30 protein-coding genes are annotated in these 26699 nt (G+C 54.9%); 14 read left to right on the forward strand and 16 right to left on the reverse strand.

The features are described 5' to 3' along the window. Positions 1-35 precede the first annotated feature (35 nt). Positions 36-1175: a glucans biosynthesis protein MdoC gene (gene mdoC / locus ACQG2Q_RS08990; RefSeq protein WP_022647705.1), complete on the reverse strand. Its 1140-nt coding sequence runs from the start codon at positions 1173-1175 to the stop codon at positions 36-38. 255 nt (positions 1176-1430) lie between these two features. Here mdoC and mdoG point away from each other — a divergent pair, with 255 nt between their 5' ends. The 3 genes from mdoG to ACQG2Q_RS09005 all read left to right on the forward strand — a co-directional run bounded on the left by mdoG (position 1431) and on the right by ACQG2Q_RS09005 (position 5817). Continuing rightward, complete coding sequence (gene mdoG / locus ACQG2Q_RS08995; RefSeq protein ID WP_032622136.1) at positions 1431-2984, forward strand: glucans biosynthesis protein MdoG; 1554 nt, start codon at positions 1431-1433, stop codon at positions 2982-2984. Then, positions 2977-5505 (forward strand): glucans biosynthesis glucosyltransferase MdoH, encoded by a 2529-nt coding sequence (mdoH, locus tag ACQG2Q_RS09000; protein WP_023299777.1) that lies wholly within the window; start codon positions 2977-2979, stop codon positions 5503-5505. Before mdoG ends, mdoH begins: the two co-directional genes overlap by 8 nt. A gap of 84 nt (positions 5506-5589) precedes the next feature. Continuing rightward, on the forward strand, positions 5590-5817 hold the full coding sequence (locus ACQG2Q_RS09005; RefSeq protein WP_003858030.1) for a YceK/YidQ family lipoprotein: 228 nt from the start codon (positions 5590-5592) through the stop codon (positions 5815-5817). A 7-nt stretch (positions 5818-5824) separates the two neighbouring features. Here ACQG2Q_RS09005 and ACQG2Q_RS09010 read toward each other — a convergent pair whose 3' ends face one another. From ACQG2Q_RS09010 to ACQG2Q_RS09020, 3 genes are all read right to left on the reverse strand, one after another. Beyond that, entirely contained in the window at positions 5825-6199 is a 375-nt protein-coding gene (locus ACQG2Q_RS09010) for a MysB family protein (RefSeq protein ID WP_003858026.1), read from the reverse strand. 79 nt (positions 6200-6278) lie between these two features. Further along, complete coding sequence (gene mdtG, locus ACQG2Q_RS09015; RefSeq protein ID WP_063150439.1) at positions 6279-7514, reverse strand: multidrug efflux MFS transporter MdtG; 1236 nt, start codon at positions 7512-7514, stop codon at positions 6279-6281. 141 nt (positions 7515-7655) lie between these two features. After that, positions 7656-8582, reverse strand: coding sequence for a Kdo(2)-lipid IV(A) acyltransferase (locus ACQG2Q_RS09020; RefSeq protein ID WP_426759124.1), 927 nt, complete (start codon positions 8580-8582; stop codon positions 7656-7658). A 218-nt stretch (positions 8583-8800) separates the two neighbouring features. On the opposite strand from ACQG2Q_RS09020, the gene ACQG2Q_RS09025 reads away from it, so the two are divergent. Beyond that, positions 8801-9850 (forward strand): rhodanese-related sulfurtransferase, encoded by a 1050-nt coding sequence (locus tag ACQG2Q_RS09025; protein WP_023299780.1) that lies wholly within the window; start codon positions 8801-8803, stop codon positions 9848-9850. A gap of 38 nt (positions 9851-9888) precedes the next feature. On the opposite strand, the gene ACQG2Q_RS09030 is transcribed toward ACQG2Q_RS09025, so the two are convergent. From ACQG2Q_RS09030 to mdtH, 9 genes are all read right to left on the reverse strand, one after another. After that, positions 9889-10467 carry a YceI family protein gene (locus ACQG2Q_RS09030; protein ID WP_022647711.1) on the reverse strand — a complete coding sequence of 193 codons (579 nt, stop codon included), beginning with the start codon at positions 10465-10467 and terminating at the stop codon, positions 9889-9891. A 1-nt stretch (position 10468) separates the two neighbouring features. Next, positions 10469-11035 carry a cytochrome b gene (locus ACQG2Q_RS09035; protein WP_022647712.1) on the reverse strand — a complete coding sequence of 189 codons (567 nt, stop codon included), beginning with the start codon at positions 11033-11035 and terminating at the stop codon, positions 10469-10471. Between the two features lie 226 nt (positions 11036-11261). Beyond that, positions 11262-11375, reverse strand: a complete 114-nt coding sequence (locus ACQG2Q_RS09040; protein ID WP_022647713.1) for a YceO family protein — start codon at positions 11373-11375, stop codon at positions 11262-11264. A gap of 50 nt (positions 11376-11425) precedes the next feature. Further along, positions 11426-12544 (reverse strand): N-methyl-L-tryptophan oxidase, encoded by a 1119-nt coding sequence (gene solA / locus ACQG2Q_RS09045; protein WP_063849339.1) that lies wholly within the window; start codon positions 12542-12544, stop codon positions 11426-11428. 114 nt (positions 12545-12658) lie between these two features. Further along, entirely contained in the window at positions 12659-12913 is a 255-nt protein-coding gene (bssS, locus tag ACQG2Q_RS09050; RefSeq protein ID WP_426759125.1) for a biofilm formation regulator BssS, read from the reverse strand. Between the two features lie 273 nt (positions 12914-13186). After that, positions 13187-13432: a DNA damage-inducible protein I gene (gene dinI / locus ACQG2Q_RS09055; RefSeq protein ID WP_022647715.1), complete on the reverse strand. Its 246-nt coding sequence runs from the start codon at positions 13430-13432 to the stop codon at positions 13187-13189. 75 nt (positions 13433-13507) lie between these two features. After that, positions 13508-14554 carry a dihydroorotase gene (pyrC, locus tag ACQG2Q_RS09060; RefSeq protein WP_022647716.1) on the reverse strand — a complete coding sequence of 349 codons (1047 nt, stop codon included), beginning with the start codon at positions 14552-14554 and terminating at the stop codon, positions 13508-13510. Positions 14555-14682: 128 nt separating this feature from the next. Then, positions 14683-15243, reverse strand: a complete 561-nt coding sequence (locus ACQG2Q_RS09065) for a lipoprotein (RefSeq protein ID WP_023305855.1) — start codon at positions 15241-15243, stop codon at positions 14683-14685. Positions 15244-15363: 120 nt separating this feature from the next. Then, the gene (mdtH, locus tag ACQG2Q_RS09070) at positions 15364-16572 is read right to left on the reverse strand and encodes a multidrug efflux MFS transporter MdtH (RefSeq protein ID WP_022647718.1); all 1209 of its coding nucleotides are present in this window, start codon (positions 16570-16572) and stop codon (positions 15364-15366) included. Between the two features lie 236 nt (positions 16573-16808). On the opposite strand from mdtH, the gene rimJ reads away from it, so the two are divergent. The 4 genes from rimJ (at position 16809) to murJ (ending at position 20644) form a co-directional block, all read left to right on the forward strand. Beyond that, entirely contained in the window at positions 16809-17393 is a 585-nt protein-coding gene (gene rimJ, locus ACQG2Q_RS09075; RefSeq protein ID WP_003858007.1) for a ribosomal protein S5-alanine N-acetyltransferase, read from the forward strand. Positions 17394-17402: 9 nt separating this feature from the next. Further along, complete coding sequence (locus ACQG2Q_RS09080; RefSeq protein WP_045307934.1) at positions 17403-18053, forward strand: YceH family protein; 651 nt, start codon at positions 17403-17405, stop codon at positions 18051-18053. Positions 18054-18055: 2 nt separating this feature from the next. Next, positions 18056-18979: a Gfo/Idh/MocA family protein gene (locus ACQG2Q_RS09085; RefSeq protein WP_023305857.1), complete on the forward strand. Its 924-nt coding sequence runs from the start codon at positions 18056-18058 to the stop codon at positions 18977-18979. A gap of 129 nt (positions 18980-19108) precedes the next feature. Then, positions 19109-20644 (forward strand): murein biosynthesis integral membrane protein MurJ, encoded by a 1536-nt coding sequence (gene murJ / locus ACQG2Q_RS09090; RefSeq protein WP_017384735.1) that lies wholly within the window; start codon positions 19109-19111, stop codon positions 20642-20644. Between the two features lie 58 nt (positions 20645-20702). On the opposite strand, the gene flgN is transcribed toward murJ, so the two are convergent. The 3 genes from flgN to flgA form a co-directional block, all read right to left on the reverse strand. Next, on the reverse strand, positions 20703-21128 hold the full coding sequence (gene flgN, locus ACQG2Q_RS09095) for a flagella biosynthesis chaperone FlgN (protein ID WP_022647721.1): 426 nt from the start codon (positions 21126-21128) through the stop codon (positions 20703-20705). Positions 21129-21132: 4 nt separating this feature from the next. After that, entirely contained in the window at positions 21133-21426 is a 294-nt protein-coding gene (flgM, locus tag ACQG2Q_RS09100) for a flagellar biosynthesis anti-sigma factor FlgM (RefSeq protein WP_003858002.1), read from the reverse strand. A 93-nt stretch (positions 21427-21519) separates the two neighbouring features. After that, on the reverse strand, positions 21520-22179 hold the full coding sequence (flgA, locus tag ACQG2Q_RS09105; RefSeq protein WP_022647723.1) for a flagellar basal body P-ring formation chaperone FlgA: 660 nt from the start codon (positions 22177-22179) through the stop codon (positions 21520-21522). Positions 22180-22336: 157 nt separating this feature from the next. On the opposite strand from flgA, the gene flgB reads away from it, so the two are divergent. The 6 genes from flgB to flgG are packed head-to-tail and all read left to right on the forward strand — an operon-like array spanning position 22337 to position 26688. Further along, positions 22337-22753: a flagellar basal body rod protein FlgB gene (flgB, locus tag ACQG2Q_RS09110; RefSeq protein WP_022647724.1), complete on the forward strand. Its 417-nt coding sequence runs from the start codon at positions 22337-22339 to the stop codon at positions 22751-22753. Between the two features lie 3 nt (positions 22754-22756). Then, positions 22757-23161 (forward strand): flagellar basal body rod protein FlgC, encoded by a 405-nt coding sequence (flgC, locus tag ACQG2Q_RS09115; RefSeq protein WP_003857997.1) that lies wholly within the window; start codon positions 22757-22759, stop codon positions 23159-23161. An 11-nt stretch (positions 23162-23172) separates the two neighbouring features. Next, complete coding sequence (gene flgD / locus ACQG2Q_RS09120) at positions 23173-23883, forward strand: flagellar hook assembly protein FlgD (protein ID WP_003857994.1); 711 nt, start codon at positions 23173-23175, stop codon at positions 23881-23883. Positions 23884-23909: 26 nt separating this feature from the next. Continuing rightward, the gene (gene flgE, locus ACQG2Q_RS09125) at positions 23910-25118 is read left to right on the forward strand and encodes a flagellar hook protein FlgE (protein WP_063849337.1); all 1209 of its coding nucleotides are present in this window, start codon (positions 23910-23912) and stop codon (positions 25116-25118) included. 20 nt (positions 25119-25138) lie between these two features. Further along, positions 25139-25894, forward strand: a complete 756-nt coding sequence (locus tag ACQG2Q_RS09130) for a flagellar basal body rod protein FlgF (protein ID WP_022647727.1) — start codon at positions 25139-25141, stop codon at positions 25892-25894. Between the two features lie 11 nt (positions 25895-25905). Then, entirely contained in the window at positions 25906-26688 is a 783-nt protein-coding gene (flgG, locus tag ACQG2Q_RS09135) for a flagellar basal-body rod protein FlgG (protein WP_000625853.1), read from the forward strand. Positions 26689-26699: the final 11 nt, after the last annotated feature.

A 26699-nucleotide genomic window follows, 5' to 3' on the forward strand; every position in this document is an offset into this window, starting at 1 on the left:
AAAAGCAAAAACGGCGCTCTGGAGGCGCCGTTTTTTTATCCCGCTTTAACCTGAGGTTTGCCTGAGAACAGGAAACGCAAAAGCGGGATCCGCAGGTGGATTTCATACAACACGATGGCAATGCCAACCACAAAGACCAGACCGGTGAAGAAGCCCAGCGCATTCGATTTGATATGCGGCGTAATGTACGCCCCGAAAAACAGCGTCAGCGGATGGTGGACCAGGTAGATAAACAGTGAAGCATTAACGAAATAGGTGACGCGACTTGATTTAAAATTCAGCAGACGATGGCCAAGGGCGAACACCACGTTAACCATCCACAGGCCCATCAGCATCGTTATCACGCTCTCTGTCTCATACATCCACGCGTCCCCGCTGCCAAAGCGCTGATTGAGAAGATAGGCGGCAAAGGCCAGCGCAGCACCCACCGCACACCAGGGGGAGGGGGTGGTAAACAGCGCTTTAAGCCGGGGATGAATAAATGCTAGCGCCCCAATCAGGAAGAAGGGGATGTAGAACAGGGTCTGCATCACCACGAAATTAAACAGCCCATCGCTCAGAATGGGAGGGTAGACAATGAGTAGCGTACGCCTGACGGCGGCATACGCGACCCCCAGCGCAAGAAACAGCAGCGACAGCTTGCCCAGGGTGATGTTGGCGAAGAAGGTCGAGGTTGCGGCGCTCGCGCGCTGGCGCAGTTGACTGAAGATCAGCAAACTCACCGTGGTTAGCACCACCAGTACCAGCAGGAACCAGAGGTGGGAAATCAGCTCCCAGACCAGGGTGTTGTATTTCTCATAGAACGAGAGATTAGGCCAGTTTTCCGCCTTGCCTTTAACATGCTGCAACATGATGAACTGCGGCAGCGTCAGCAGCGGAATGGCCGTCAACATTGGTATGCCCACGCGCTCCACGCGTACTTTCCACCACCGCTTGAGGGGATAGCGCAAGAAGAGCATGTAAGAGAAATAGCCTGAAATGACGAAAAACACCTGCATGCGGAAGGCATGGATAAAATCATTGAACAGCGTCAGCCACCAGGAGGGCATCTGGCTGTTCACATGCCAGGTGTGGCTGGAATAGATCAGTGAAATATGAAAAGGGATCCCCAATAGCATGAGCCATGCGCGGATCGAGTCGAGGAAATATTCACGTTGTACAGGGGTTGTGCTCATATAACTTTGCGCATTCTCAGACTTTTCGCCTTATCCCTAAGGCTCATAATGGTTACATTCGGAGCCAACCCTACACCAAGACCGACACCCTGTCTCCAGGATAAGCACGCAAAGTGAAAAGCGGGTTCTTTCATTTGCTTAATCCATGAGCCAGCGAGCTGAACAAAGCAGTGATAATGTTGTCGGATTGCCTGAGTTTCCATTAAAATGGATCGGATCGATATAAGCACACAAAGGGGGAAGTGCTTACTTATTATGAAACATAAACCACAAATGATGAAAATGCGTTGGTTGGGTGTAGCAGTGCTGTTGTCACTGTATACCTCATCTGCACTGGCCTTTAACATCGATGATGTCGCAAAACAGGCTAAATCGATGGCGGGCAAGAGCTACGAAGCGCCAAAAAGTAACCTGCCCTCCGTTTTCCGCGACATGAAATACGCGGACTATCAGCAGATCCAGTTCAATCACGATAAAGCGTACTGGAACAATATTAAAACCCCGTTCAAGCTTGAATTTTACCACCAGGGTATGTACTTCGACACGCCGGTTGCCATCAATGAAGTGACGGCGACCGCGGTACGTAAAATCAAGTACAGCCCGGATTATTTCAATTTTGGCGATGTGCAACACGATAAAGACACGGTGAAAGACCTCGGCTTCGCAGGCTTCAAGGTGCTTTACCCGATTAACAGCAAAGATAAAAACGACGAAATCGTCAGCATGCTTGGCGCCAGCTACTTCCGCGTGATTGGCGCGGGGCAGGTGTACGGGCTTTCTGCGCGCGGTCTGGCAATTGATACCGCGCTGCCATCAGGTGAAGAATTTCCACGTTTTCGCGAGTTCTGGATCGAACGTCCAAAACCAACCGACAAACGTCTGACAATTTATGCGCTGCTGGACTCCCCTCGTGCGACAGGCGCTTATCGCTTCGTGATCATGCCAGGGCGTGACACGGTGGTTGACGTGCAGTCTAAAGTTTACCTGCGCGATAAAGTGGGCAAACTGGGCGTCGCGCCGCTGACCAGCATGTTCCTGTTCGGGCCGAATCAGCCGTCTCCGGCGACTAACTTCCGCCCTCAACTGCATGATTCTAATGGCCTTTCCATTCATGCTGGTAACGGCGAGTGGATCTGGCGTCCGCTGAACAACCCGAAACACCTCGCCGTCAGCAGCTTTGCGATGGAAAACCCGCAGGGCTTTGGTCTGCTGCAACGTGGCCGTCAGTTCTCCCGCTTTGAAGATCTGGACGACCGCTACGATCTGCGCCCAAGCGCCTGGGTTACACCGAAAGGCGACTGGGGTAAAGGCAAGGTTGAGTTGGTTGAAATTCCAACCAATGATGAAACCAACGATAACATCGTGGCGTACTGGACACCGGATCAGCTGCCTGAAGCCGGTAAAGAGATGAACTTCAAGTATGCGATCACCTTCAGCCGTGACGAAGACAAACTGCACGCACCGGATAACGCGTATGTGATGCAGACGCGTCGTTCTACGGGGGACGTGAAGCAGTCCAACCTGATTCGTCAGCCGGATGGCACGCTGGCATTTATCGTGGACTTCACCGGGCAGGATATGAAAAAACTGGCGCCGGATACTGCCGTGACGGCACAGGCCAGCATTGGCGATAACGGTGAAATCGTTGAGAACGCCGTGCGTTACAATCCGGTCACCAAAGGGTGGCGTTTGACCCTGCGCGTGAAGGTGAAAGATCCGAAACAGACCACTGAAATGCGCGCCGCGCTGGTCAGTAACGATAAGCCGCTGAGTGAAACCTGGAGCTATCAGCTACCTGCCAATGAATAATACATCTGAATATATTGATGCCATGCCGCTAACGGACATTGAAAAAGCGGCACTCCCTGCGAGCGACATCCGCGCGGTTCACACCGCGCTGGATGGTGAACATCGTCACTTTTCCCGTGATGATGATACGCCGCTGGGGTCAGTGAAGGCACGTCTGGAGCAGGCATGGCCAGACTCGCTGGCAGAAGGGCAGTTAATCAAGGATGACGAAGGGCGTGACCAGCTACAGGCGATGCCGAAGGCCACGCGTTCCTCTATGTTCCCCGATCCGTGGCGCACCAACCCGGTGGGTCGCTTCTGGGATCGCCTGCGTGGGCGTGACGTGACGCCGCGCTATCTGTCACGTCTGACCAAAGAACAACAGGCGTCCGAGCAGAAATGGCGTACCGTGGGAACGATTCGTCGTTACATTCTGCTGCTGCTGACGCTGGCACAGACGGTTGTCGCCACCTGGTACATGAAAACTATTCTGCCGTACCAGGGCTGGGCATTGATTAACCCTGCTGACATGATTGGCCAGGATATCTGGGTCTCCTTCATGCAGCTGCTGCCGTATATTTTACAGAGCGGCATCCTTCTGCTGTTTGCCGTGCTGTTCTGTTGGGTCTCCGCCGGGTTCTGGACGGCGCTGATGGGCTTCCTGCAACTGCTGATGGGGCGTGACAAATACAGCATTTCCGCGTCGACGGTCGGGGATGAACCCCTCAATCCTGAGCACCGTACCGCGCTAATCATGCCTATCTGTAACGAAGATGTTGACCGCGTATTCGCCGGGCTGCGTGCCACCTGGGAGTCCGTAAAGGCGACCGGTAACGCGGCGCATTTCGACGTCTACATCCTGAGCGACAGCTACAACCCGGATATCTGCGTGGCAGAGCAAAAAGCCTGGATGGAGCTGATTGCTGAAGTGCAGGGCGAAGGGCAGATCTTCTACCGTCGTCGTCGTCGTCGTGTTAAGCGTAAGAGCGGGAACATCGATGACTTCTGTCGTCGCTGGGGTAACCAGTACAGCTACATGGTGGTACTGGATGCGGACTCCGTGATGAGCGGCGACTGCCTGAGCGGGCTGGTCCGTCTGATGGAAGCCAATCCGAACGCGGGTATTATTCAGTCCTCGCCAAAAGCGTCCGGTATGGACACGCTATATGCGCGCTGCCAGCAGTTTGCGACCCGCGTCTACGGGCCGCTGTTTACTGCCGGTCTGCACTTCTGGCAGCTGGGTGAATCTCACTACTGGGGCCACAACGCTATTATCCGCGTGAAGCCATTCATCGAGCACTGCGCCCTGGCGCCGCTGCCGGGTGAAGGATCGTTTGCCGGGTCCATTCTGTCGCATGACTTTGTGGAAGCCGCGCTGATGCGTCGCGCAGGGTGGGGCGTCTGGATTGCCTACGATCTGCCGGGCTCGTATGAAGAGCTGCCGCCGAACCTGCTGGATGAGCTCAAGCGTGACCGCCGTTGGTGTCACGGTAACCTGATGAACTTCCGCCTGTTCCTGGTGAAGGGGATGCACCCTGTTCACCGTGCGGTGTTCCTGACGGGCGTCATGTCCTATCTGTCTGCGCCGCTGTGGTTTATGTTCCTGGCACTCTCGACCGCGTTGCAGGTTGTGCATGCCCTGACGGAGCCGCAGTACTTCCTGCAACCGCGCCAGCTGTTCCCGGTGTGGCCGCAGTGGCGTCCGGAGCTGGCGATTGCGCTGTTCGCGTCGACCATGGTGCTGCTGTTCCTGCCTAAGCTGCTCAGTATCATTCTGATCTGGTGTAAAGGTTCGAAGGAGTACGGTGGTTTCTGCCGCGTAACCCTTTCACTGCTGCTGGAAGTGCTGTTCTCGGTCCTGCTGGCACCGGTGCGTATGCTGTTCCACACGGTATTCGTGGTGAGCGCGTTCCTGGGATGGGAAGTGGTGTGGAATTCACCGCAGCGTGACGATGACTCTACGCCATGGAGTGAGGCCTTTATGCGCCACGGCTCTCAGCTGCTGCTGGGCCTGGTGTGGGCCGTTGGTATGGCCTGGCTGGATCTGCGTTTCCTGTTCTGGCTGGCGCCAATCGTCTTCTCACTGATCCTGTCGCCATTTGTGTCGGTGATCTCCAGCCGTTCTACGGTGGGCCTGCGTACCAAACGCTGGAAGCTGTTCCTGATCCCGGAAGAGTATTCTCCGCCGCAGGTGCTGGTGGATACCGATACCTATCTGGAGCAGAACCGCAAACGCACGCTGGATGATGGCTTTATGCACGCCGTGTTTAACCCGTCATTCAACGCGCTGGCAACCGCGATGGCGACTGCGCGTCACCGCGCCAGCCAGGTGCTGGAGATCGCCCGCGATCGCCACGTTGAGCAGGCGCTGAATGAGACGCCAGAAAAGCTTAACCGCGACCGTCGTCTGGTGCTGTTGAGCGATCCGGTGACGATGGCACGGCTTCACTACCGCGTGTGGACTTCTCCGGAGAGATACTCTTCGTGGGTGAACTACTACAAGGACGTGAAGCTGAATCCGCTGGCCCTGAAGGCGAAGTAAGTTGTTAAGTAGGGCTGGTAAGCGAAGCGCCACCCGCCAAATAAAATACCGGCTGTGAGGCCGGTATTTTTTTAGAGGTCAGAAATGAAAGTAATCATCGTCGTCATGATGGCATGCCTGCTCAGCGGCTGCGGCAGCATCATCAGCCGCACCATTCCCGGACAGGGCCACGGGAATCAGTACTACCCCGGCGTACAGTGGGATGTCCGCGATTCCGCATGGCGCTATCTCACCGTGCTCGATCTGCCGTTTTCGCTGATTTTCGACACGCTACTGCTGCCCATCGATGCCAGCCACGGCCCTTACGAGTAACGAGAGCTTATCGCTCGTCCCATTCGTCCGCTGCGGCCTGACCTTCTTCGGTATCCAGCGGCGGTTCGAGCTGAAACTCACCTTCATCCCATTCATGCAGCGTATTTTCTTCCAGCCACTCCTGACGTAACTCAATTTCGTCATAGTCGCCGTCGAATACCGCCTGCGCACCTTCACCACTCAGTATCGGCAGACATTCTCCGTCTTCACCTTCATCAGCAAAGAATTCGGCCTGCCACATAATATCGCCGTCCTGAAGGACGTATTTTTGGATATTGAGTTGTTGCACGTCAGCATCTTCTTCCTCAATGCCGGGATTATCGGCGAGGAATTCTTCGCGAGCGGCATCGATAGCTTCTTCCAGCGTGGCGTACATGGTCATTGGTGTCTCCCTGTTTTTCGTGAAGGTATTCAGGGAAAGAATAGCTGATTATATGATTGTGCAAGTATGAATGCGTAAATTAGCCGTCACGATGTTGTGTTATGCGCGCCGGGCGTAGCGCCCGGGATAAGCTGAGCCAGGAATAAACAGCGTTGAACAGCACGACGCCTGCCGTCACGATAAAGACCGCCCGGAAACCGAAACTGGCCGAAACCCCCGCGCCGACCAGCGGCCCGGTGACGTTACCCAGATCGCGAAACGACTGGTTGTAGCTGAAAATACGTCCGGCAATCTGGTTGGTGGAGTTATAAACCAGCAGCGTCTGCACCGCAGGAAGCAACGCGCCGTCCGCTGCGCCCAGCAGGAAGCGCAACACGCCGAGTTGCCACGGTGAGTTCACCATCGACATGGGGATCAGCAGCAGAACGGAGACGATCAGGGCGCAGATCAGGATTTTTTCCGGGCCAATGCGATCGCCCAGCCTACCGAGCCGTGGCGCGCTCAGCAACGCGGCCACGCCGGGAACAGAGGCGATCAGGCCGCTAATAAAAGCAATGTTGCTGACGTTTCCCGCCAGATCGCGGACATAGAGCGTCAGAATAGGCGCGATTGAACCGGTGGCCACCTGAATAATCATGGTGGTCACAAACAGGCTCAGCACCAGCTTTGGGTTTTTCAGCGAGGCCAGCACATCCCGGGCGTGCAGCATCTCTTTTTTGGCTACCGGCGTGAAATTCTCGCGGATGCAGATAAGCGTCACGAGGAAGCAGAGGAACAGCACGCTGGCGGTAATGAAGAATACCGGCCGCAGTCCGTAGTGGTCGGCCAGCAGCCCGCCCGCCAGCGGACCCAGCAGTGCGCCGCTTACGCCGCCAGTGGAGAGCGTACCCAATGCCCAGCCGCTTTTATGGCGTGGGATTTGGGTTGCGATCAGGGCGTTGGCATTGGGGATAAATCCCCCGAGCAGACCCAGGAGCGCGCGTAATATCAGAAACTGCCAGACATTCTGCGCCACCCCCATCAACAGCATTATGATCGCCATGCCGAGCGCGGAGCGCAGCAGCATAATTTTGCGGCCTTTCCGATCCGCAAGCCCACCCCAGAAAGGCGACGCAATGGCGGAGAACAGGAACGTAATGCTGAACACCAGGCCGGACCACATATTCAGTGCGCTATGGCCGGTGACGCCGAGCTGTTCAACGTAGAGGGGCAGGAAGGGCATTACCAGGCTAAAGGCTGCGCCAGTAAGAAAACAACCCAGCCATGCAACCGTCAGGTTGCGTTTCCAGTTTATGGGAGCATCTGTGGAGGACATAACTATCCGCATAATGAGGTGCAGGGCACCGTGACCAGTGAGGTAATAAGCCTGCTAATTATGCGCCTGGGGTATGATTGCCGCAATGACGGGGAGCTTTTAAAGCTAAAACAGCTTGCGGCCCGGAAGACCGCATGCAGATTAATAACGAGAAGGGACGCCCTGAGGCCGGGTTTTGAAGCGGCGATGCAGCCACATGTACTGCTCGGGAGCGAGCATAATGCATTTCTCGACAATAGCATTCATCCAGCGCGCGGTGGTTTCTGCATCATCCAGCGGCGGCGTGAGTTCCGGCTCCAGCATGATGAGATGATAGCCTGAACCGTCTGGTTTACGGCGCGGTACAAACGGCACGATAGCCGCTTTGGACATCCGCGCCAGCATCCAGGTCCCGGTGGTTGTCGCCGCATCTTCCACCGCAAAGAACGGGACAAACACGCTGGATTGCGGGCCATAGTCATGATCCGGGGCATACCAGACCACTTCACCTGATTTGAGGGCGCGGATCATCCCTTTAAGGTCTTTGCGGTCGATCATGCTTTTATTCGAGCGCATGCGTCCGTTGGTCTGTATCAAATCGATCACCGGATTATCGTTGGGACGATAAACGCCAATACCCGGCGCCTGCATGCCGAACATGCGCGCGCCAATTTCGAGCGTCAGGAAATGAACGCCAATCAGCAGGACGCCAGTCTGGTTGGCCTGGAGATTATGCACCGGATCCATGCCGGTTCCGGCCACTTCCGTCCAGCGCGCCATGCGCTTATCCGACCAGAACCAGGCCATACCGGTCTCCATCAGTCCCATGCCGACAGATTCGAAGTTTTTAACCACCATGTCGTGACGCTCAGATTCGCTCATCTGAGGAAAGCAAAGCTCAAGATTTCGATACGCGATCCTGGCGCGACGCTTCATAAATTGTTGAGCAATGCGGCCCAGTCCTTTACCCATGCGGAAAATTACGGGATAAGGCAGCTGTACAATTAGCCACAACAAGCCAATGCCTGACCATGTTAACCAATAGCGTGGGTGTAAAAGCGCGGCAGTAAATTTCGGTAACTGGGTCATGTCTGTCCTGTGTTCTAACGTCCTGAAGGGCTATTGTCTCATTTTTTGAGGCATAGCCAAAATGTCTGTCATCGAAACATGAAAGAATATGCAAGTGTTAAGTCTGATTAATCAGGTTGACTGAAATGTAGCGTAAATTGTGTGGATGTAAATTGTCTTTGTTTGCTATATCATGCCGAACGATTTTTATTTCTCAACGATTGCAGGACTTGTACACCATGCCAGTGTTACACAACCGCGTTTCGAATGAGATGTTGAAAGCGCGTATGTTGGCCGAAACCGAACCGCGCACAACGATCTCTTTCTATAAATATTTTACCATCAACGATCCACAGGCGACCCGCGATGCGCTTTACCAGGCTTTCACCGCCCTGAACGTGTTTGGTCGCGTCTATCTGGCGCGTGAGGGTATTAACGCGCAGATCAGCGTGCCGGAAAGCAAAGTCAGCGCCTTCCGCGATCTCCTTTATGGTTTTGATCCGGCGCTTAACGGCTTACGCCTGAACATTGCGCTGGATGATGACGGCAAATCGTTCTGGGTGCTGCGCATGAAGGTGCGTGAGCGTATTGTGGCGGATGGCATCGACGATCCGAACTTCAATGCCGCTAATGTGGGGGAGTACCTCAAGGCCGCTGAAGTGAACGCGATGCTCGACGATCCGGATGCAGTGTTCATCGATATGCGTAACCACTACGAATATGAAGTGGGCCACTTCGAGAATGCGATGGAAATTCCTGCCGACACTTTCCGTGAACAGCTGCCGAAAGCGGTTGAGATGATGCAGGAGCATAAAGACAAAAAGATCGTTATGTATTGCACCGGGGGGATCCGCTGCGAAAAAGCCAGTGCCTGGATGAAACACAACGGTTTTAATAAAGTCTGGCATATTGAGGGTGGGATCATTGAATATGCCCGCCGCGCCCGCGAGCAGGGGTTACCGGTGCGTTTTATCGGTAAAAACTTTGTGTTTGATGAGCGTATGGGCGAGCGAATTTCAGAGGACGTAATCGCTCACTGCCACCAGTGCGGTACGCCGTGCGACACGCATACCAACTGCAAAAACGACGGTTGTCATCTTCTGTTTATTCAGTGTCCTGCATGTGCCGAGAAGTTTAATGGCTGCTGTAGCGAGCTGTGCAGTGAAGAGAGTATCCTGCCTGAAGAAGAGCAACGTCGTCGCCGTGCCGGGCGCGAGAACGGGAATAAGATCTTTAATAAATCCCGGGGCCGACTGAATACCAAACTGGGTATTCCGGACCCGGAGTAAAACATTGCCCGGCGGCGTAAAAGCCTGCCGGGCCTGTTTTATGACTTCTGCTGAACGCCTTCCACCGAAATAATCAGCTCTACATCCTGCGATGCCGGTCCTAAATCTGTGGTGATATTAAAATCTTTCAGATGAATTTTGCCGGCGGCTTCAAAGCCAGCACGTTTTCCGCCCCACGGATCGTCGCCCTGGCCGATTAATTTCGCATCCAGTGTTACCGGTTTTGTTACGCCGTTCAGCGTAAGATTACCGGTAATAGCGAGCTTATCACCGTCTTTCTTCACTTCTGTCGACGCGAAAGTAGCTTGCGGGAATTTGCCTACGTTCAGGAATTCAGCGCTGCGCAGATGTTTATCACGCTCGGCGTGATTAGTGTCGACGCTGTTAGTATTAATGGTGACGTTTACTTTATCGGCAGCAGGATTTTTCTCGTCGAAACTAAATGTGCCATCGAAATCATTGAACGTACCATATAACCAGCTGTAACCCAGATGCTGAATACGGAAATTGACGAAGGCATGCTGGCCTTCTTTATCAATTTTATAGTCGGCGGCAATGGCCGAACCGGTGGTAAATAACAGCGAACCTAATGCAATACCCAACAGGCGTTTTTTCATTTTATGCTCCAGAGTCAACTGACGAACGGCCAAGCATGCGCTTCAGCGTATCGTCTTTATCGATAAAGTGGTGTTTCAGGGCCGCAAGGCCATGCAGAACAGACAGGATCACCACGCTCCATGCCAGCCACAGATGAACCACACCGGCGGTGTCAGCCTGTGAACCGGCGTCAGCCAGCGTGGCAGGGACGTCAAAGAGCCCAAACACGCTGATCGGTTTGCCGTCTGCGGTCGAAATGAGATAACCGCTGATCAGAATGGCGAACAGCAGGGCATAGAGTGCGATATGTGCGCCAACAGCGCTTATGCGGGTAAGACGGCCATGGCTTTTGGGGGCAGGAGGGGGCGGAGAGAGATGTCGCCAGATCACGCGAAAAACCAGACCCATCATCAGCAGAACCCCAATGCTTTTGTGCAATTCGGGGGCCTGATGATACCAACCGTCATAATAGCTTAATGTCACCATCCAGAGGCCGAGACCAAACATGGCATAGACAGCAAGTGCAAATAGCCAGTGTAAACACATGGATATTATTCCGTAGCGGCTGGAGGAGTTACGCCATTGCATATGAATTTCCGTTCTCAAATGTCTGAGCAATAAAAATGGCCGGATTAATTAAATAATGCAACTGAAAAAAAGGAATAATGTTATTTAGTTATTTTATTTCAGCGAATTTGAATGTGTTTCCGCAATGTATTTCAATCGCTTCGTTCAATAAATTTGAGATGACTTTTTATAAAAACTATAAGTTAAATAAGTTTAAAGGAGTGTCAATAAACGTCAGTGATGGTTTTCAGAAGAATACAATAAAGATGACGTCAACAATCGCCAGCAGCGACCAAAGGACAATGTAGAGCATGAAATGCTCGCGGATGTTATTGATAAGGTAATTCACCAGTCTGCGCATCATGATCCTCTCGCAAATCAGGCTCCGGTTATTCGGAGCCTGTAGCGGTATTATCGGCTAAAGCGCGAGAGCGCGAAGGGTTTGAGATCAAACGAAGGCGCAATCCCCTGAGCAAACTGGGCGGCGATTTCACCTAACACAGAGGCAAATTTAAACCCGTGACCGCTGAGCCCGGTTACGATCAGGGTGTTGTCGTGCCCAGGCAAGGTGTCGATGATGAAGTCTTCATCTGGCGTATTGTCGTAGGTGCACGCTGCGCCATAAAGCAACCCGCCTACGCCCGGCAGAATATTACGCAGGAACGTGAAGGCTTCGGAACCATCCTGCGGATAGGCTCCGTACGGCTTGCGTTCTTCCGCAGAGGAAATTACCTGTCCGCCGTTATGTTTGCCAATCTTGAGCGCGTCTTTTTCCGAGGGGAAACCGTAGTACTGGTCGCCATTAGGTAACTCGCCCGTGAACGCCGGGAATTTGTTCTGGCTGCTGTAACGCCCGTCAGACTGGAACCAGGAGAAGACTTTGCGTACCGGCTGGATGGGCAGATCCGGCAGCAGTTTCGTCACCCACGTTCCCGCACTCACCAGCAGGCGCGTGGCGGTATATTCACCTTCAGACGTGGTGACGGTTGAACCCCCGGCATGGTGGGTGATACCCGTGACCGGACAGTTAAACAACTGTGCGCAGCCCGCTTTGGCGGCGAGATCAATCCATGTCTTAATGGCCGTTTCGCTGTGCAGTACCCCGGAATTGGCTTCAAACAATCCAATGTAGTCTTCAGGGACAGAAATTTCCGGCCAGCGCGCCATTATGTCGTTCGCATCCAGACGCTCAACGTCCAGACGGTAGGCTTTCGCGCTCTCCTCGACATTCGCCAGAAACGTGGAGTTGGCGGGCCCCAGATTAATAACCCCGGTGCGCTCAAAAATGCGTTCTTCGGTGACTGCGGCCAGCTCATCCCACAGCGTCTGAGCCCGAAGCACCAGCGGTACATAGCGCTCACCTTCGCCGTAAGCGTGACGGATAAGACGGGTATCGCCGTGATGGCTTCCTTCAGAATGAGGGGGATGGTGGGCGTCAATCATCAGCACATTCAGACCCGCCTGCGTAGCGTAATAACCGGCTGCAGATCCAACGGAGCCGCTTCCGATAATGATCAAATCGTATTTCATAGGCTTCTCTTTACTAACGCTTTGTTAGCAGAGTAATTAACTATGTGGGCTTATACAAGAGCGAAATAAATAAGGCACCGCGAGGGTGCCTGTTGAGTGAAAAGGGGCATAAGGTCAATGCCGTTTATACTCATTTTCCTGGTAGTCGCCAGATTCTATTTTTGCGATGCCTGCTTCCAAAATAGAAATAAACTGACGGGCGACGTCTGTTGTAATCCACAGCGTCTGTCCAACTTCCGCTTCGTCACGGTTTAGCTGATTCGGGGTCTGGTAGTGCAAACGCAGCATCAGCGCATCGTAGCTGTCTACGGTGCTGATATCCCAGCCAACGAGTGGATGGGTCTGGATGACTTCATTATTCTTTTCCATTATAACCCCCTTAATGCGTGTTAGAAGACAACGACTTTGAGGTTCAATGCATGTTTTTCTGAAAGCTTTTTCAGTATATCAATTAATAAGGGTTCCGCAGGAAAAATAAACGGGTAGCAACACATTTTTCTGCTTTTTAGGATTGTTCGAACAATAAAACGTCATCTTGTTCACGATTTTCTAAGAAGATACTGAAATATTTTGAACTTTCAGGAGACGAAACGAAAAAAAGCCGGGGCGACCCGGCAAAAAAACACAATGAGGGAGCAAATTTTAATCAGTGATAAACCAGTCGTCGGCGCTTTCCCATGTTTCCTGCAAAATTTCGCTGATGCGGTCTTTGTCTTCTTTCGCGCCGCCAATGACGGAAAGATGGTTTGCTGTCGCATAACGTACCGTTATGGCGCCATCGTTTTCAGGAAAAGTGCTGTTAATACGTCGGGATAGCTCACCCGCCAGAGCGTCGAGTGCGCCAGCAGGCAGGACGGTGGTTTTGGCAATGGTGACTTCAATACGCATAAATGCCCCCTGTGTAATATACTGTTTATTTATACAGTTATATTGGCGGTTTGACAACAGGGGGATGACAATTTTTTAGCTTTTTACCGTCCAGCTTACGGTTTCACCGGCCAGGAAGGGGATCAGCGTATCGTCGGTGAGCGCAATCGACGCTTCAACCTGGCTTTCTTTGCGCTCCAGCTCAATGAACGTGTCATTAACCGGCAGACCGTAGAAACGCGGGCCGTTAAGGGAGCAGAAGGCTTCGAAATGGCCTAACGCATTCATCTCGTCAAAGACGGTTGCGTAACTTGCCAGGGCGGTCGGGGCGTTAAAGCAGCCTGCACAGCCGCAGCTCGCCTCTTTTCGGTGACGGGCATGCGGGGCGGAATCCGTGCCGAGGAACGCGCGCGGGAAGCCGCTGGCGACCAGCTCACGTAGCGCCTGCTGGTGGATATTGCGCTTGAGGATCGGCAGACAATACAGATGTGGGCGAACGCCACCCACCAGCATGTGGTTACGGTTAAACATCAGGTGCTGCGGGGTGATGGTGGCGGCAATCAATTCGTTTCCATCCCGGACATACTCTGCGGCATCTTTGGTCGTAATGTGTTCAAACACTACCTTCAGCCCAGGAAGACGCTGGCGCAGCGGCTCCATGACCGTTTCGATAAAACGCGCTTCGCGATCGAAAATATCAATGTCAGCGTGGGTCACTTCCCCGTGCACCAGCAGTGGCATTCCCAGTTTTTGCATTCGCTCCAGAACGGGCATGATGGCGTCGATGCTCGTCACCCCATGGCTGGAGTTGGTGGTGGCGTTTGCCGGGTAGAGCTTCGCGGCGGTGAACACACCTTCGTTAAATCCGCGCTCAACCTCATTGGGATCCAGCGAGTCCGTCAGGTAGCAGGTCATCAACGGAGTAAAATCGTGCCCGGCCGGAACGGCGTCAAGGATACGCTGGCGATAGGCGATCGCGGCCTCGACGGTGGTGACTGGCGGAACCAGGTTAGGCATAACAATCGCACGGCCATAAATTTCGCTGGTATACGGCACGACGGTTTTCAGCATGTCGCCATCACGAAGATGGATATGCCAGTCGTCTGGGCGGCGGATTTTGAGAACCTGGGATTGTACAGTCATGGAAGCTCCGGCTTGAAAGGGATCAGTCATAAGATGGCTGTTTTTGCCGGACACAAATCATAAGCGGAAACGTTTTCGTTTGCACACTATTCCGTTAAAAAAAACGGGCGCCTGAGCGCCCGGAGTATTTAGTCGGTGAAAGGAATGATGATTTCACCCGGTTTCACCTCTATCCCTTTGGCATATTTTTTCGCCAGAGATTCGCCCTTACTCTTGTCTTCGCTCAGAACGTAGGCGGGCTGCTGGTTAAAATAGTTCTGTAACGACTGGTTGAGATAAGGCATCAGCGTTTGCAGCACCGGTTTCATTTTATCCGGCGTGACGACCGCATCGACGATTTCCATCTCTTGCAGGAAAATTGCCCCTTTCTCTTTATTAAAGACCGGCAGCGCCTTGAGCTTCAGTTTGATATCCGCTTTCTGATTGCCGAAGAGCGAGGTCATGTCGAGGCTGGCATCACCGGACAGGGTGACTTTGTTAGGCTCCTCGCGCCCAATCTGGCTGGCGAGATTCGTCAGGACGATATGTGCATCCGCAAGGCCGGGCACGCCGATATCTTTTGAAAAGTTATTATGTTTTTCCAGCGCCTGATTAATTTCCTGCTCACTGACGGTGTACTGCGTAAGCTGGTTACATCCCACCAGCAGCCCACTGACAATTAACGCAGCGGCAATAACGATCTTTTTCATGGTGTTCCTCAACATAAAATCGGCGCATCTGTCCTGATACGCCAGTATGTCAGGGTGATCCTGGAGAAACCAGCAGAAAAAACTGATAGTGAAGGGAGGTAAATATCCTCCCCCAGAAGGTCAGGCGCCAGGTTCCAGCATCCCGCGGGTGCTGCGTTTATCACTGAACTGCCACCAGAGGGCAATCAGCGTCATAAAGCCGACCATACCGAGCATGACCCACGGCAGCTCCGGCTGATGGAGCGCTTTTCCGGCATCAAACAGCCAGCCGCCACCGGTGTAACCCAGCGCGCCGCCAAGCGCCAGTCCGAGACGGCTGAAGCCCATGTAGCTGCCACGGGCCCGGGCGTCGGCAAGTGACGCGCTCAGGGTTTCACGGGCCGGCTCGGCAATGATTGAGCCAATATAGAAGGTGCAAATCAGCATAAACAGCTGCTGGAGTGAGCTCACCAGGCCGATGGGCATCATGCTCAGCGTCATCAGCAACAGCCCGGCCATCAGACGGTGCTCAAGCCGGAAACGGCGCTCGCTCCACCGGGCAATCGGATAGAGCAGAGTCAGAGAAAGGCAGGCCTCAATGGCATACATCCATTTTACCGCCGCCGGCGTGCCGGCAATATCGTTAACCATAATCGGCAGCATCAGCATGACCTGCACGGCGAGCATGTAGTAGCCGGTCAACGTTAAAACATAGGTGACGAAGCGTTTATCGCTCAGCACGCGGTCAAGCCCTTCCCGCACCGGCGCTTTTACCGTCGACAGCTTCCATGCAGGCAGAAACAGACCGTTAAACAGCGCGCAGAGAATAAACAGCACCGCGCCGGTGGCGCAGACCAGGCGGAAATCGTATTGCAGCAGCCAGCTTCCCAGCAGGGCGCCCACTACCGCGCCAGCGCTGTCCTGCATCATCAAAATTGAGAAGAAACGACCCCGGTGTTGCGGACGGATAAGCTTAACCACCAGCGCGGTACGCGGTGGGTCGAAAAGGGTGCCGCCAATCCCGGAAAGGAAACAGGAGAACCACAGCAGCCAGGGGTCATGAGCGATTGCCATCGTGGCGAATCCCGCCGCACGTAACAGCATGCCGGTGACGATCATCGGTTTCGCACCGAAGCGGTCGGCTATTGCCCCGCCAAACACGCCAAGACCCTGTTGTACAAACTGGCGTAAGCCCAGCGCGATCCCGACCATTAGCGCCGCCCAGCCCATTTGATCGACAAAACGAATCGATATAAGTGGAAAAACGACAAAAAAGCCGAGCACGACCAGCATGTTATCGACGAGCAGGAAATATTTACCCAGGCTCCTGGCCTGTGATACGCGGGACATTTTCCCTCCAGGGAAAATAAAAGGTGAGCACGCTAATATTCTGCGGTGTCGCCGCGCTTTTTCACATACCTGCTGGCGACAATATTTTTTTATCAAAAAGGTGCTTTGATAGAGAGTTCTCATCGAAAAATGTGAAAAGCGATAAAAATGGTATGTCACTGTTTTCACAGAAGGCACAGGCGCAGGTATAGTAAAGCTAACAGGCAGAGCAGAAGCGACGGGAAGGAGTGGTATCGATGTTTGGCTATCGCAGTAATGTGCCAAAAGTGCGTCTGACGACGGACAGGCTGGTCGTTCGTCTGGTGCATGAGCGTGATGCCTGGCGTCTGGCGGATTATTACGCCGAGAATCGCCAGTTTTTAAAACCCTGGGAACCCGTTCGGGACGAGAGCCATTGCTACCCCTCTGGCTGGCAGGCGCGCCTCAGTATGATTGCGGAATTTCACAAACAGGGAAGTGCGTTTTATTTCGCGCTTCTCGATCCGGAAGAGAAAGAGATCGTTGGCATTGCCAATTTTTCAAACGTAGTACGCGGGTCGTTTCACGCCTGCTATCTCGGGTATTCCATCGGCCAGAAATGGCAGGGGCAGGGGCTCATGTTTGAGGCGCTGACGGCGGCGATTCGCTACATGCAGCGCACGCAACATATCCATCGCATTATGGCGAACTACATGCCGCACAATAAGCGCAGCGGCGATCTGCTGGCCCGCCTGGGGTTTGAGAAAGAGGGCTATGCCAAAGATTATCTGCTGATTGACGGCGAGTGGCGGGACCATGTCCTCACCGCGCTCACCACGCAGGAGTGGACCGCGGGTCGTTAAGGAGAAAAGATGAAATATCAGTTAAATGGCGCCGAAGCGCGCGTGATTGGCTGCCTGCTGGAAAAGCAGGTTACGACGCCGGAACAGTATCCTCTTTCCGTGAATGCCGTCACGATGGCCTGCAACCAAAAGACGAACCGTGAGCCGGTGATGAACCTTGGCGAGTACGAGGTGCAGGATATCCTTGATGAGCTGGTGAAGCGCCACTACCTGCGCACCGTCAGCGGCTTCGGTAATCGCGTCACTAAATATGAACAGCGCTTTTGTAATTCCGAATTTGGCGATTTAAAACTCAGCGCCGCAGAAGTGGCGGTTATCACCACGCTGCTGCTGCGCGGGGCGCAGACGCCGGGTGAACTGCGCACACGCGCCTCCCGCATGCATGAGTTTCAGGATATGCAGGACGTTGAACAGACGCTGGAGGGATTAGCCTCACGCGAGGACGGTCCTTACGTGGTGCGTCTGGCCCGCGAGCCGGGCAAGCGTGAAAGCCGCTACATGCACCTGTTTAGCGGCGACGTGGAGTCCTCTACGCTGGCCGTCGAATCCGACACGCCAGCATCAAACGACAGCCTGACCGCGCGCGTGGCAGCCCTGGAAGACGAGGTTGCCGGGCTGAAGCAGCGTCTGGATGCTTTACTCGCACACCTGGGAGATTAACCGTGACTACATTACGCATTGGAGTGGTGGGGCTGGGCGGGATTGCGCAAAAAGCATGGCTGCCCGTTTTAGGCGCCGCGTCAGACTGGACGCTGCAAGGGGCGTGGTCGCCCACCCGCGAGAAAGCAGAGCGCATCTGCAAAACCTGGCGCATCCCTTATGCTGGCTCACTCCAGGATTTAGCCCGTGAATGTGATGCGGTATTTGTGCATACCTCAACCGCGACGCACTTCCAGGTGGTGAGCGAGTTGCTGAACGCAGGCGTTCACGTCTGCGTTGATAAGCCGCTGGCGGAAAATGTGCAGGATGCTGAACGACTGATTGAGCTGGCCGCGCGTAAAAAGCTGACGCTGATGGTAGGCTTCAACCGCCGTTTTGCGCCGCTCTATCAGCAGCTTAAAGCGCAGTCCGGCTCGTTTGCCTCTCTGCGTATGGATAAGCACCGTACCGACAGCGTGGGGCCGAACGATCTGCGGTTCACGCTGCTGGATGATTATCTCCACGTCGTGGATACGGCCCTTTGGCTGAGTAACGGAAAAGCCCAGCTGCAAAGCGGCACGCTGCTGACCAACGAGCAGGGTGAAATGGTTTACGCCGAACATCATTTTGCCGTTGAGCATTTACAGGTGACGACCAGCATGCATCGTCGGGCGGGCAGCCAGCGCGAGTCCGTGCAGGCCGTTACGGATGGCGCGCTGTATGACGTCACCGATATGCGTGAGTGGCGGGAAGAGAAGGGCAATGGCGTGCTCGCGTTACCCGTTCCCGGCTGGCAGAGCACCCTGGAGCAGCGTGGCTTTGTGGGCTGCGCGCGTCACTTCATTACCTGCGTGCAGAATCAGACGGTTCCTGAAACGTCCGGGGAGCAGGCCATTCTGGCGCAGCGCATCGTGGAACGACTCTGGCGCGAAGCGATGTCGGAATAACTCGCTGTAACATCTGCCGATAGTAATTCGTTGAAATCCGGTTAGACTAAGCGCCGCTTGTTGGCTTTGCCGGGTGGCGCTTTCGCTTATCCGTCCTGGAAATCCGTAGGGTTGTGGAACTTCACGTTAATGAACTTATTAAAATCGCTGGCGGCCGTCAGCTCGATGACCATGTTTTCCCGCGTGCTTGGCTTTGCTCGCGATGCCATTGTGGCAAGGGTTTTTGGCGCAGGGATGGCGACTGACGCCTTTTTCGTTGCGTTCAAGCTGCCGAACCTGCTGCGCCGTATTTTTGCCGAAGGGGCTTTCTCACAGGCATTTGTCCCGATCCTCGCGGAATATAAAAGCAAGCAGGGCGAAGATGCCACCCGCGTCTTTGTGGCGTACGTTTCCGGTTTACTGACGCTGGCGCTGGCGATCGTGACCGTACTGGGGATGCTGGCAGCGCCCTGGGTAATCATGGTAACGGCGCCGGGCTTTGCCGACACGGCGGATAAATTTGCCCTGACGACGCAACTGCTGCGGATAACCTTCCCCTATATTCTGCTGATTTCGCTGGCGTCGCTGGTGGGTGCCATCCTGAATACCTGGAACCGCTTCTCCGTGCCGGCCTTTGCCCCCACGTTCCTCAACGTCAGCATGATTGGCTTTGCGCTGTTCGCCGCGCCGCATTTTAACCCACCGGTGCTGGCGCTGGCCTGGGCCGTGACCGTCGGCGGGGTGTTACAGCTTGCTTACCAGCTCCCGCACCTGAAAAAGATCGGCATGCTGGTTCTGCCGCGCATTAATTTCAAAGATGCGGGCGCAATGCGCGTTATCAAACAGATGGGACCGGCAATACTCGGCGTGTCCGTCAGCCAGATCTCGCTCATCATCAATACCATCTTCGCCTCTTTCCTGGTGTCGGGCTCGGTGTCCTGGATGTACTACGCCGACCGGCTGATGGAGTTTCCATCCGGGGTGCTGGGCGTGGCGCTGGGGACTATTCTGCTGCCGTCGCTGTCGAAAAGTTTCGCCAGCGGCAACCACGATGAATACTGCCGCCTGATGGACTGGGGTCTGCGTCTCTGTTTTCTGCTGGCGCTGCCAAGCGCGGTGGCGCTGGGGATCCTGGCGAAACCGCTGACGGTGTCGTTGTTCCAGTATGGAAAATTCACCGCCTTTGATGCCGCCATGACCCAGCGCGCACTGGTAGCCTACTCGGTGGGGCTGATGGGGCTGATTGTCGTGAAGGTGCTTGCGCCCGGCTTCTATTCACGTCAGGACATCAAAACGCCGGTTAAGATTGCCATTGTGACGCTGATCATGACGCAGCTGATGAACCTGGCGTTTATTGGTCCGCTGAAACACGCGGGTCTGTCACTGTCGATTGGTCTGGCGGCCTGTCTCAACGCCGGGCTGCTGTACTGGCAGCTGCGTAAGCAGGATATCTTCACCCCGCAGCCGGGCTGGGCAAGCTTCTTGCTGCGTCTGGCGATCGCGGTAGTAGTGATGGCGGCCGCGCTGGTTGGCATGTTGTATGTCATGCCTGAATGGGCGCAGGGCACCATGCCTTACCGCCTGATGCGTCTGATGGCCGTGGTGGTGGTCGGGGTGGTGGCGTACTTTGCCACGCTGGCGGTGCTTGGCTTCAAGGTGAAAGAGTTTACCCGCCGCACGGTATAAACGCCAAAAGGGGAGTCACCAGAAGGTGCTCCCCGCTTCATGACATGCCGCTAGTGCGTCAAATCGAAATCTTTTTCCCGCCCGTGATACGTGCCGTGGCCGTTTGACCATCCGCACCGTACAGCCCCGGCTCTTTATAGGGCTTTAACACCTCAAGCGCCTGCTGATTACGGATAATCTGACCTTCCAGCAGCCAGCCGTTATGCTGGTTGAGATCGCGAAGATGCTGGGTTTTTTCTGTAATGGTCTGCCAGCGTTCGTTGATCTCATCATTGGCGCTGCGTTTCGTGTCTTGCTCAGCGCGTCGCTGTTTTTCCAGATAATCCAGGGTCGCCAGCAGCGAGCTTTTATCTTCAGTAATGCGTTGCAACGCGCTGCCGTTGATTTGACCAGAAGAGAGGTGGTGCTGTTCTGCGTCCATCACCGTTTTCAGGTCGTTCAGGACCACCGTCATCTGATCCAGTATTTCTGACAGTCGACTCATACGGTTAGTTACTCTGGAGGAAACTCTGTGCGTCCTGAATCAGCGCATCAGCGATTTTGCTGGTATCCATTTTCAGTTCGCCGTTACGGATAGCCGTTTTCAGCGCTTCAACTCGTTCCATGTTGATATCGCTGCTGCCTGGCTGCATCAGCTTCGACTGCGCATCGCTCAGCGTGACGCTGGTGCTGTTAGCCGTCGAGGTTTTTTCCAGACGCGTTTTTTGCGGGGCAGCCTCATTCGTTTCGCGAGGTTGTACAGTGCTAACCGGCTTCAGGGCTGATGTACGATCAATGCTCATAGTGTTGTCCTCATCGAGGGTTCGCGGCGTTTGCGCCTGACATCATCATTTGTTGAATATTTATCGGCAGTCGCCGCGAAATCTTTAAAAAGATTACAGGTTAATCAGAATATTCCCATCAGGACCGACCGTGCCGCTGACCACCTGGCCTGAGGACATTCTGACCCGGGCATTTTGCGCCACTGCGGCATTATTCAGCGCTTTTCCTTCACTGTTGATACTAAAGCCTTCGCCATTGGCGACCACCATCACCTGTTGTCCCGCCTTCACCCGCCACGCCTGGCGCAGCATAGAGAGCTGTATCGCCTGTCCAGGGGCGACATCGCGCAGGCTGACCGCCTCCTGAGCCTGGTTAATATCCAGCATCGTCCGCGGTGGAAGCTGATCCAGACGGCCTCGCTTCAGCGTTACGCTGTCTGGTTGCAGCAGGCTGCCCCGGGGAATGGGAACGGCGGCGACAACATAATTGCCTGTCGCCTGAACCGCAACCTGTAAATAACGTTTTTCGTTGGCGCAACGCGCCAGCACATTCACGTTGCCCCATAAGCGGGTGCTGCCGGTCACGCTAAATGACGGGGCTTCGCAGGAAGGGTAAAGGTTAGGCGGGGTGCGTACGGTCACGCGTACGTCATCGCTGAAACCGGCCAGCTTCTGCGCAAAGAATGCATTGAGCTGGTTCTCTAACCCCTCAGCCTGCACAAGAGGGCTCAAAAGCAGCAGGGTCGCCGCAAGGCCACGTTTAAAAGTCCGCATCGCACGTTCCACCATGTCCAGAATTAAGCAAATTCTACCCGCAGTGGTTTTCCATCAACGCAACAAATAGCGACGCATTTTGCGCTTATTCCGTCGATAGGGGAGACGGGGTGAGATTTAAGCTGTGAACTGAAATTTTCTCATCAGCGGAGGAGACATGCTCGATAAACTCGACGCCGCGTTACGTTTTCAGCAGGAAGCGCTCAACTTACGCGCCCAGCGGCAGGAAATTTTAGCCGCCAATATCGCCAACGCGGACACCCCCGGGTATCAGGCGCGCGATATTGATTTTTCCAGTGAACTCAAAAAAGTGATGGAGCGTGGACGTGCCGAAGGGACGGGTGTCTCACTTGCCCTGACATCCTCACGGCATATTCCCGCTCAGGCGATGACCGCGCCATCAACTGACTTACTTTATCGTGTCCCCGATCAGCCCTCGCTTGATGGCAACACCGTCGACATGGACCGGGAACGCACACAGTTTGCCGATAACAGCCTGCAATACCAGACAGGCCTGACGCTACTCGGCGGGCAAATCAAAGGCATGATGACCGTCCTGCAGGGGGGCAATTAGTAAATGGCCTTGCTGAATATTTTTGATATCGCCGGTTCGGCATTAACGGCGCAGTCCAAACGACTGAACGTGGCAGCCAGTAACCTGGCCAACGCCGACAGCGTGACAGGACCTGACGGACAACCGTATCGCGCTAAACAGGTCGTCTTCCAGGTTGATGCTGCACCGGGTGCGGCAACGGGCGGCGTGAAAGTGGCGGACGTGGTTGAGAGCCAGGCGCCCGACAAGCTGGTTTACGAGCCAGGCAACCCGCTCGCGGATGCCAGCGGCTACGTGAAAATGCCGAACGTGGATGTGGTCGGGGAGATGGTGAACTCCATGTCCGCGTCACGCAGCTACCAGGCAAACGTCGAAGTGCTTAATACCGTGAAGAGCATGATGCTCAAAACACTCACTCTCGGCCAGTAAAGGAGACACGCATGTCCATCGCCGTAAACGTGAATGACCCGACAAATACCGGCGTCAACAGCACCAGTAGTGCAACCGGTTCCAGCTCTCTCACCGGAAGCAATGCCTCCGATTTACAGAGCAGCTTTCTGACCCTGCTGGTGGCACAGCTGAAAAATCAGGACCCGACCAATCCGATGCAGAATAACGAACTGACCACGCAGCTTGCGCAGATCAGTACCGTCAGCGGCATTGAGAAACTGAACACCACGCTCGGCTCGGTCTCCGGTCAAATCGATAACAGCCAGTCCTTGCAGGCCGCCAACCTGATCGGTCACGGGGTGATGATCCCGGGGACCACGATTCTGGCGGGCACCAGCACCACCGATGGCACGTCCACCACCACCACGACGCCGTTTGGCGTTGAGTTGCAGCAACCGGCCGACAAAGTCACCGCCACCATCAAAGACGCCAGCGGCAACGTGGTGCGCACGATTGAGATTGGCGAGCTTAAAGCGGGCGTTCATACCTTTACCTGGGATGGCAGCCTGACCGACGGCACTAAAGCGCCTAACGGCTCGTATCAGGTTGCGATTAGCGCCAGCAACGGCACCACGCAGCTGGTGGCTCAGCCGCTACAGTTTGCCCTGGTTCAGGGCGTCATCAAAGGTAGCGATGGCAACAAACTGGATTTGGGTACCTCCGGTACCACCACACTCGACGAAGTTCGGCAGATTATCTAAGCCTTCATACTTATCAGGAGTAAGTCATGGCCTTTTCTCAAGCGGTCAGCGGCCTGAATGCTGCGGCCACCAACCTGGACGTCATTGGCAACAACATCGCCAACTCCGCGACCTATGGTTTTAAATCCGGTTCTGCATCTTTTGCAGATATGTTTGCAGGCTCTAAAGTGGGCCTGGGCGTGAAGGTTGCGGGTATCACCCAGGACTTCACTGACGGGACGACCACCAACACCGGTCGTGGTCTGGATGTCGCCATCAGCCAGAACGGTTTCTTCCGTATGGTGGATGCCAACGGTTCCGTGTTCTACAGCCGCAACGGCCAGTTCAAGCTGGATGAAAACCGTAACCTGGTGAACATGCAGGGGCTACAGTTAACCGGTTATCCGGTTGCCGGCACGCCGCCGACGGTGCAAACCGGTGCGAATCCGCAGGCGATCACCATCCCAACGACGCTGATGGCGGCGAAGTCCACCACCACGGCCTCTCAGCAGATCAACCTGAACTCCACCGATACCGCGCCAACCGTCGCATTCGACCCGGCCAACCCTGACTCTTACAACAAGAAAGGCACCGTAACGGTGTTTGACAGCCAGGGTAATGCGCACAACATGAACCTGTTCTATGTCAAAGACGCTACTCCAGCTAACTCCTGGAAGGTGTATTCACAGGACGGCAGCGTAGCGGGAGATGCAGCGAAACTGGCAACCACATTGGTCTTTAATGAGAGCGGTGTGTTGACCGACGGTGGGGAAGTCGATATCGAGACCGGGGAGATCACTGGTGCAACGGCGGCAACCTTCAAAATGAGTTTCGCGAACTCCATGCAGCAGAACACCGGTGCGAACAACATCGTGGCGACGAGCCAGAACGGTTATAAGCCGGGCGATCTGGTGAGCTACCAGATCAACGATGACGGCACCGTTGTCGGTAACTACTCCAACGAACAGACCCAGGTGCTGGGCCAGATCGTGCTGGCTAACTTTGCCAACAACGAAGGCCTGAAGTCCGAAGGGGATAACGTCTGGTCCGCCACGCAGTCTTCCGGTGTTGCCCTGCTGGGAACCGCGGGTTCCGGTAACTTCGGCACGCTGACCAACGGCGCGCTTGAAGCCTCCAACGTCGATCTGAGTAAAGAGCTGGTGAACATGATTGTCGCGCAACGTAACTACCAGTCCAACGCGCAGACCATCAAAACCCAGGATCAGATCCTCAACACGCTGGTTAACCTGCGTTAAGCAGCTGACGGGAAAGCGCAATGGATCACGCAATATATACAGCGATGGGCGCAGCAAGCCAGACGCTCAATCAGCAGGCTGTTACCGCCAGCAACCTGGCGAACGCCTCCACGCCTGGTTTTCGTGCACAGCTCAACGCACTGCGTGCGGTGCCGGTAGAAGGGCTGTCATTGCCCACGCGTACGCTGGTCACCGCCTCCACGCCGGGCGCCGACATGACGCCAGGCCAGATGGATTACACCGCGCGTCCGCTGGACGTTGCCCTTCAGCAGGACGGCTGGCTGGCGGTGCAAACGGCTGACGGCGCAGAAGGGTATACCCGCAACGGTAACATTCAGGTGAGCGCCACCGGACAGTTGACGATTCAGGGGCATCCGGTGATGGGCGAAGCCGGTCCGCTGACGGTGCCGGAAGGGTCAGAGTTGACCATTGCGGCAGACGGGACGATCTCGGCATTGAATCCGGGCGACCCGGCGAACACCGTTGCGCCTGTCGGTCGTCTGAAGCTGGTGAAAGCGGAAGGCAATGAAGTGCAGCGTGGTGATGACGGAATGTTCCGTCTGACCCAGGCTGCGCAGGCCACGCGTGGCGCCACGTTACAGGCCGACCCGACCATCCGCGTGATGTCCGGCGTGCTGGAAGGCAGTAACGTCAAACCGGTCGAAGCCATGACCGACATGATCGCCAGCGCCCGCCGCTTCGAAATGCAGATGAAAATCATCAGCAGCGTCGATGAAAACGCAGGCAAGGCTAACCAACTTCTGGCTATGAGTTAACAGGACTCCCTATGATCAGTTCTTTATGGATCGCGAAAACCGGTCTGGACGCACAGCAAACCAATATGGATGTAATTGCCAACAACCTGGCAAACGTCAGCACCAATGGTTTCAAGCGCCAGCGTGCGGTTTTCGAAGATTTGCTTTATCAAACGATTCGTCAGCCAGGGGCGCAGTCTTCTGAGCAAACCACGCTGCCGTCCGGTCTGCAAATTGGTACCGGCGTACGCCCTGTCGCCACCGAGCGTCTGCACAGCCAGGGCAACCTGTCCCAGACCAACAACAGCAAAGACGTTGCCATCAAAGGTCAGGGTTTCTTCCAGGTGCAACTGCCTGACGGGACCTCCGCCTATACCCGCGATGGTTCGTTCCAGGTGGATCAGAATGGTCAGCTGGTGACGGCGGGCGGCTTCCAGGTTCAGCCTGCGATCACCATCCCGGCGAACGCGCTGAGCATCACCATTGGCCGTGACGGTATCGTCAGTGTCACTCAGCAAGGTCAGGCCGCGCCGGTCCAGGTTGGTCAGCTCAACCTGACGACCTTCATGAACGATACCGGACTGGAAAGTATCGGTGAGAACCTCTACACCGAAACGCAGTCTTCCGGCACGCCAAATGAAAGTACCCCCGGCCTGAACGGTGCGGGGCTGCTGTACCAGGGGTATGTGGAAACCTCGAACGTTAACGTGGCGGAAGAGCTGGTGAATATGATCCAGGTCCAGCGCGCCTATGAAATTAACAGTAAAGCAGTGTCGACGACCGACCAGATGCTGCAAAAACTGACGCAACTCTAAGGTGTAGCCCG

Origin of the sequence: Enterobacter cloacae complex sp. 370H10, from assembly GCF_050031535.1 — a bacterium.
Lineage (GTDB): Bacteria > Pseudomonadota > Gammaproteobacteria > Enterobacterales > Enterobacteriaceae > Enterobacter > Enterobacter intestinihominis.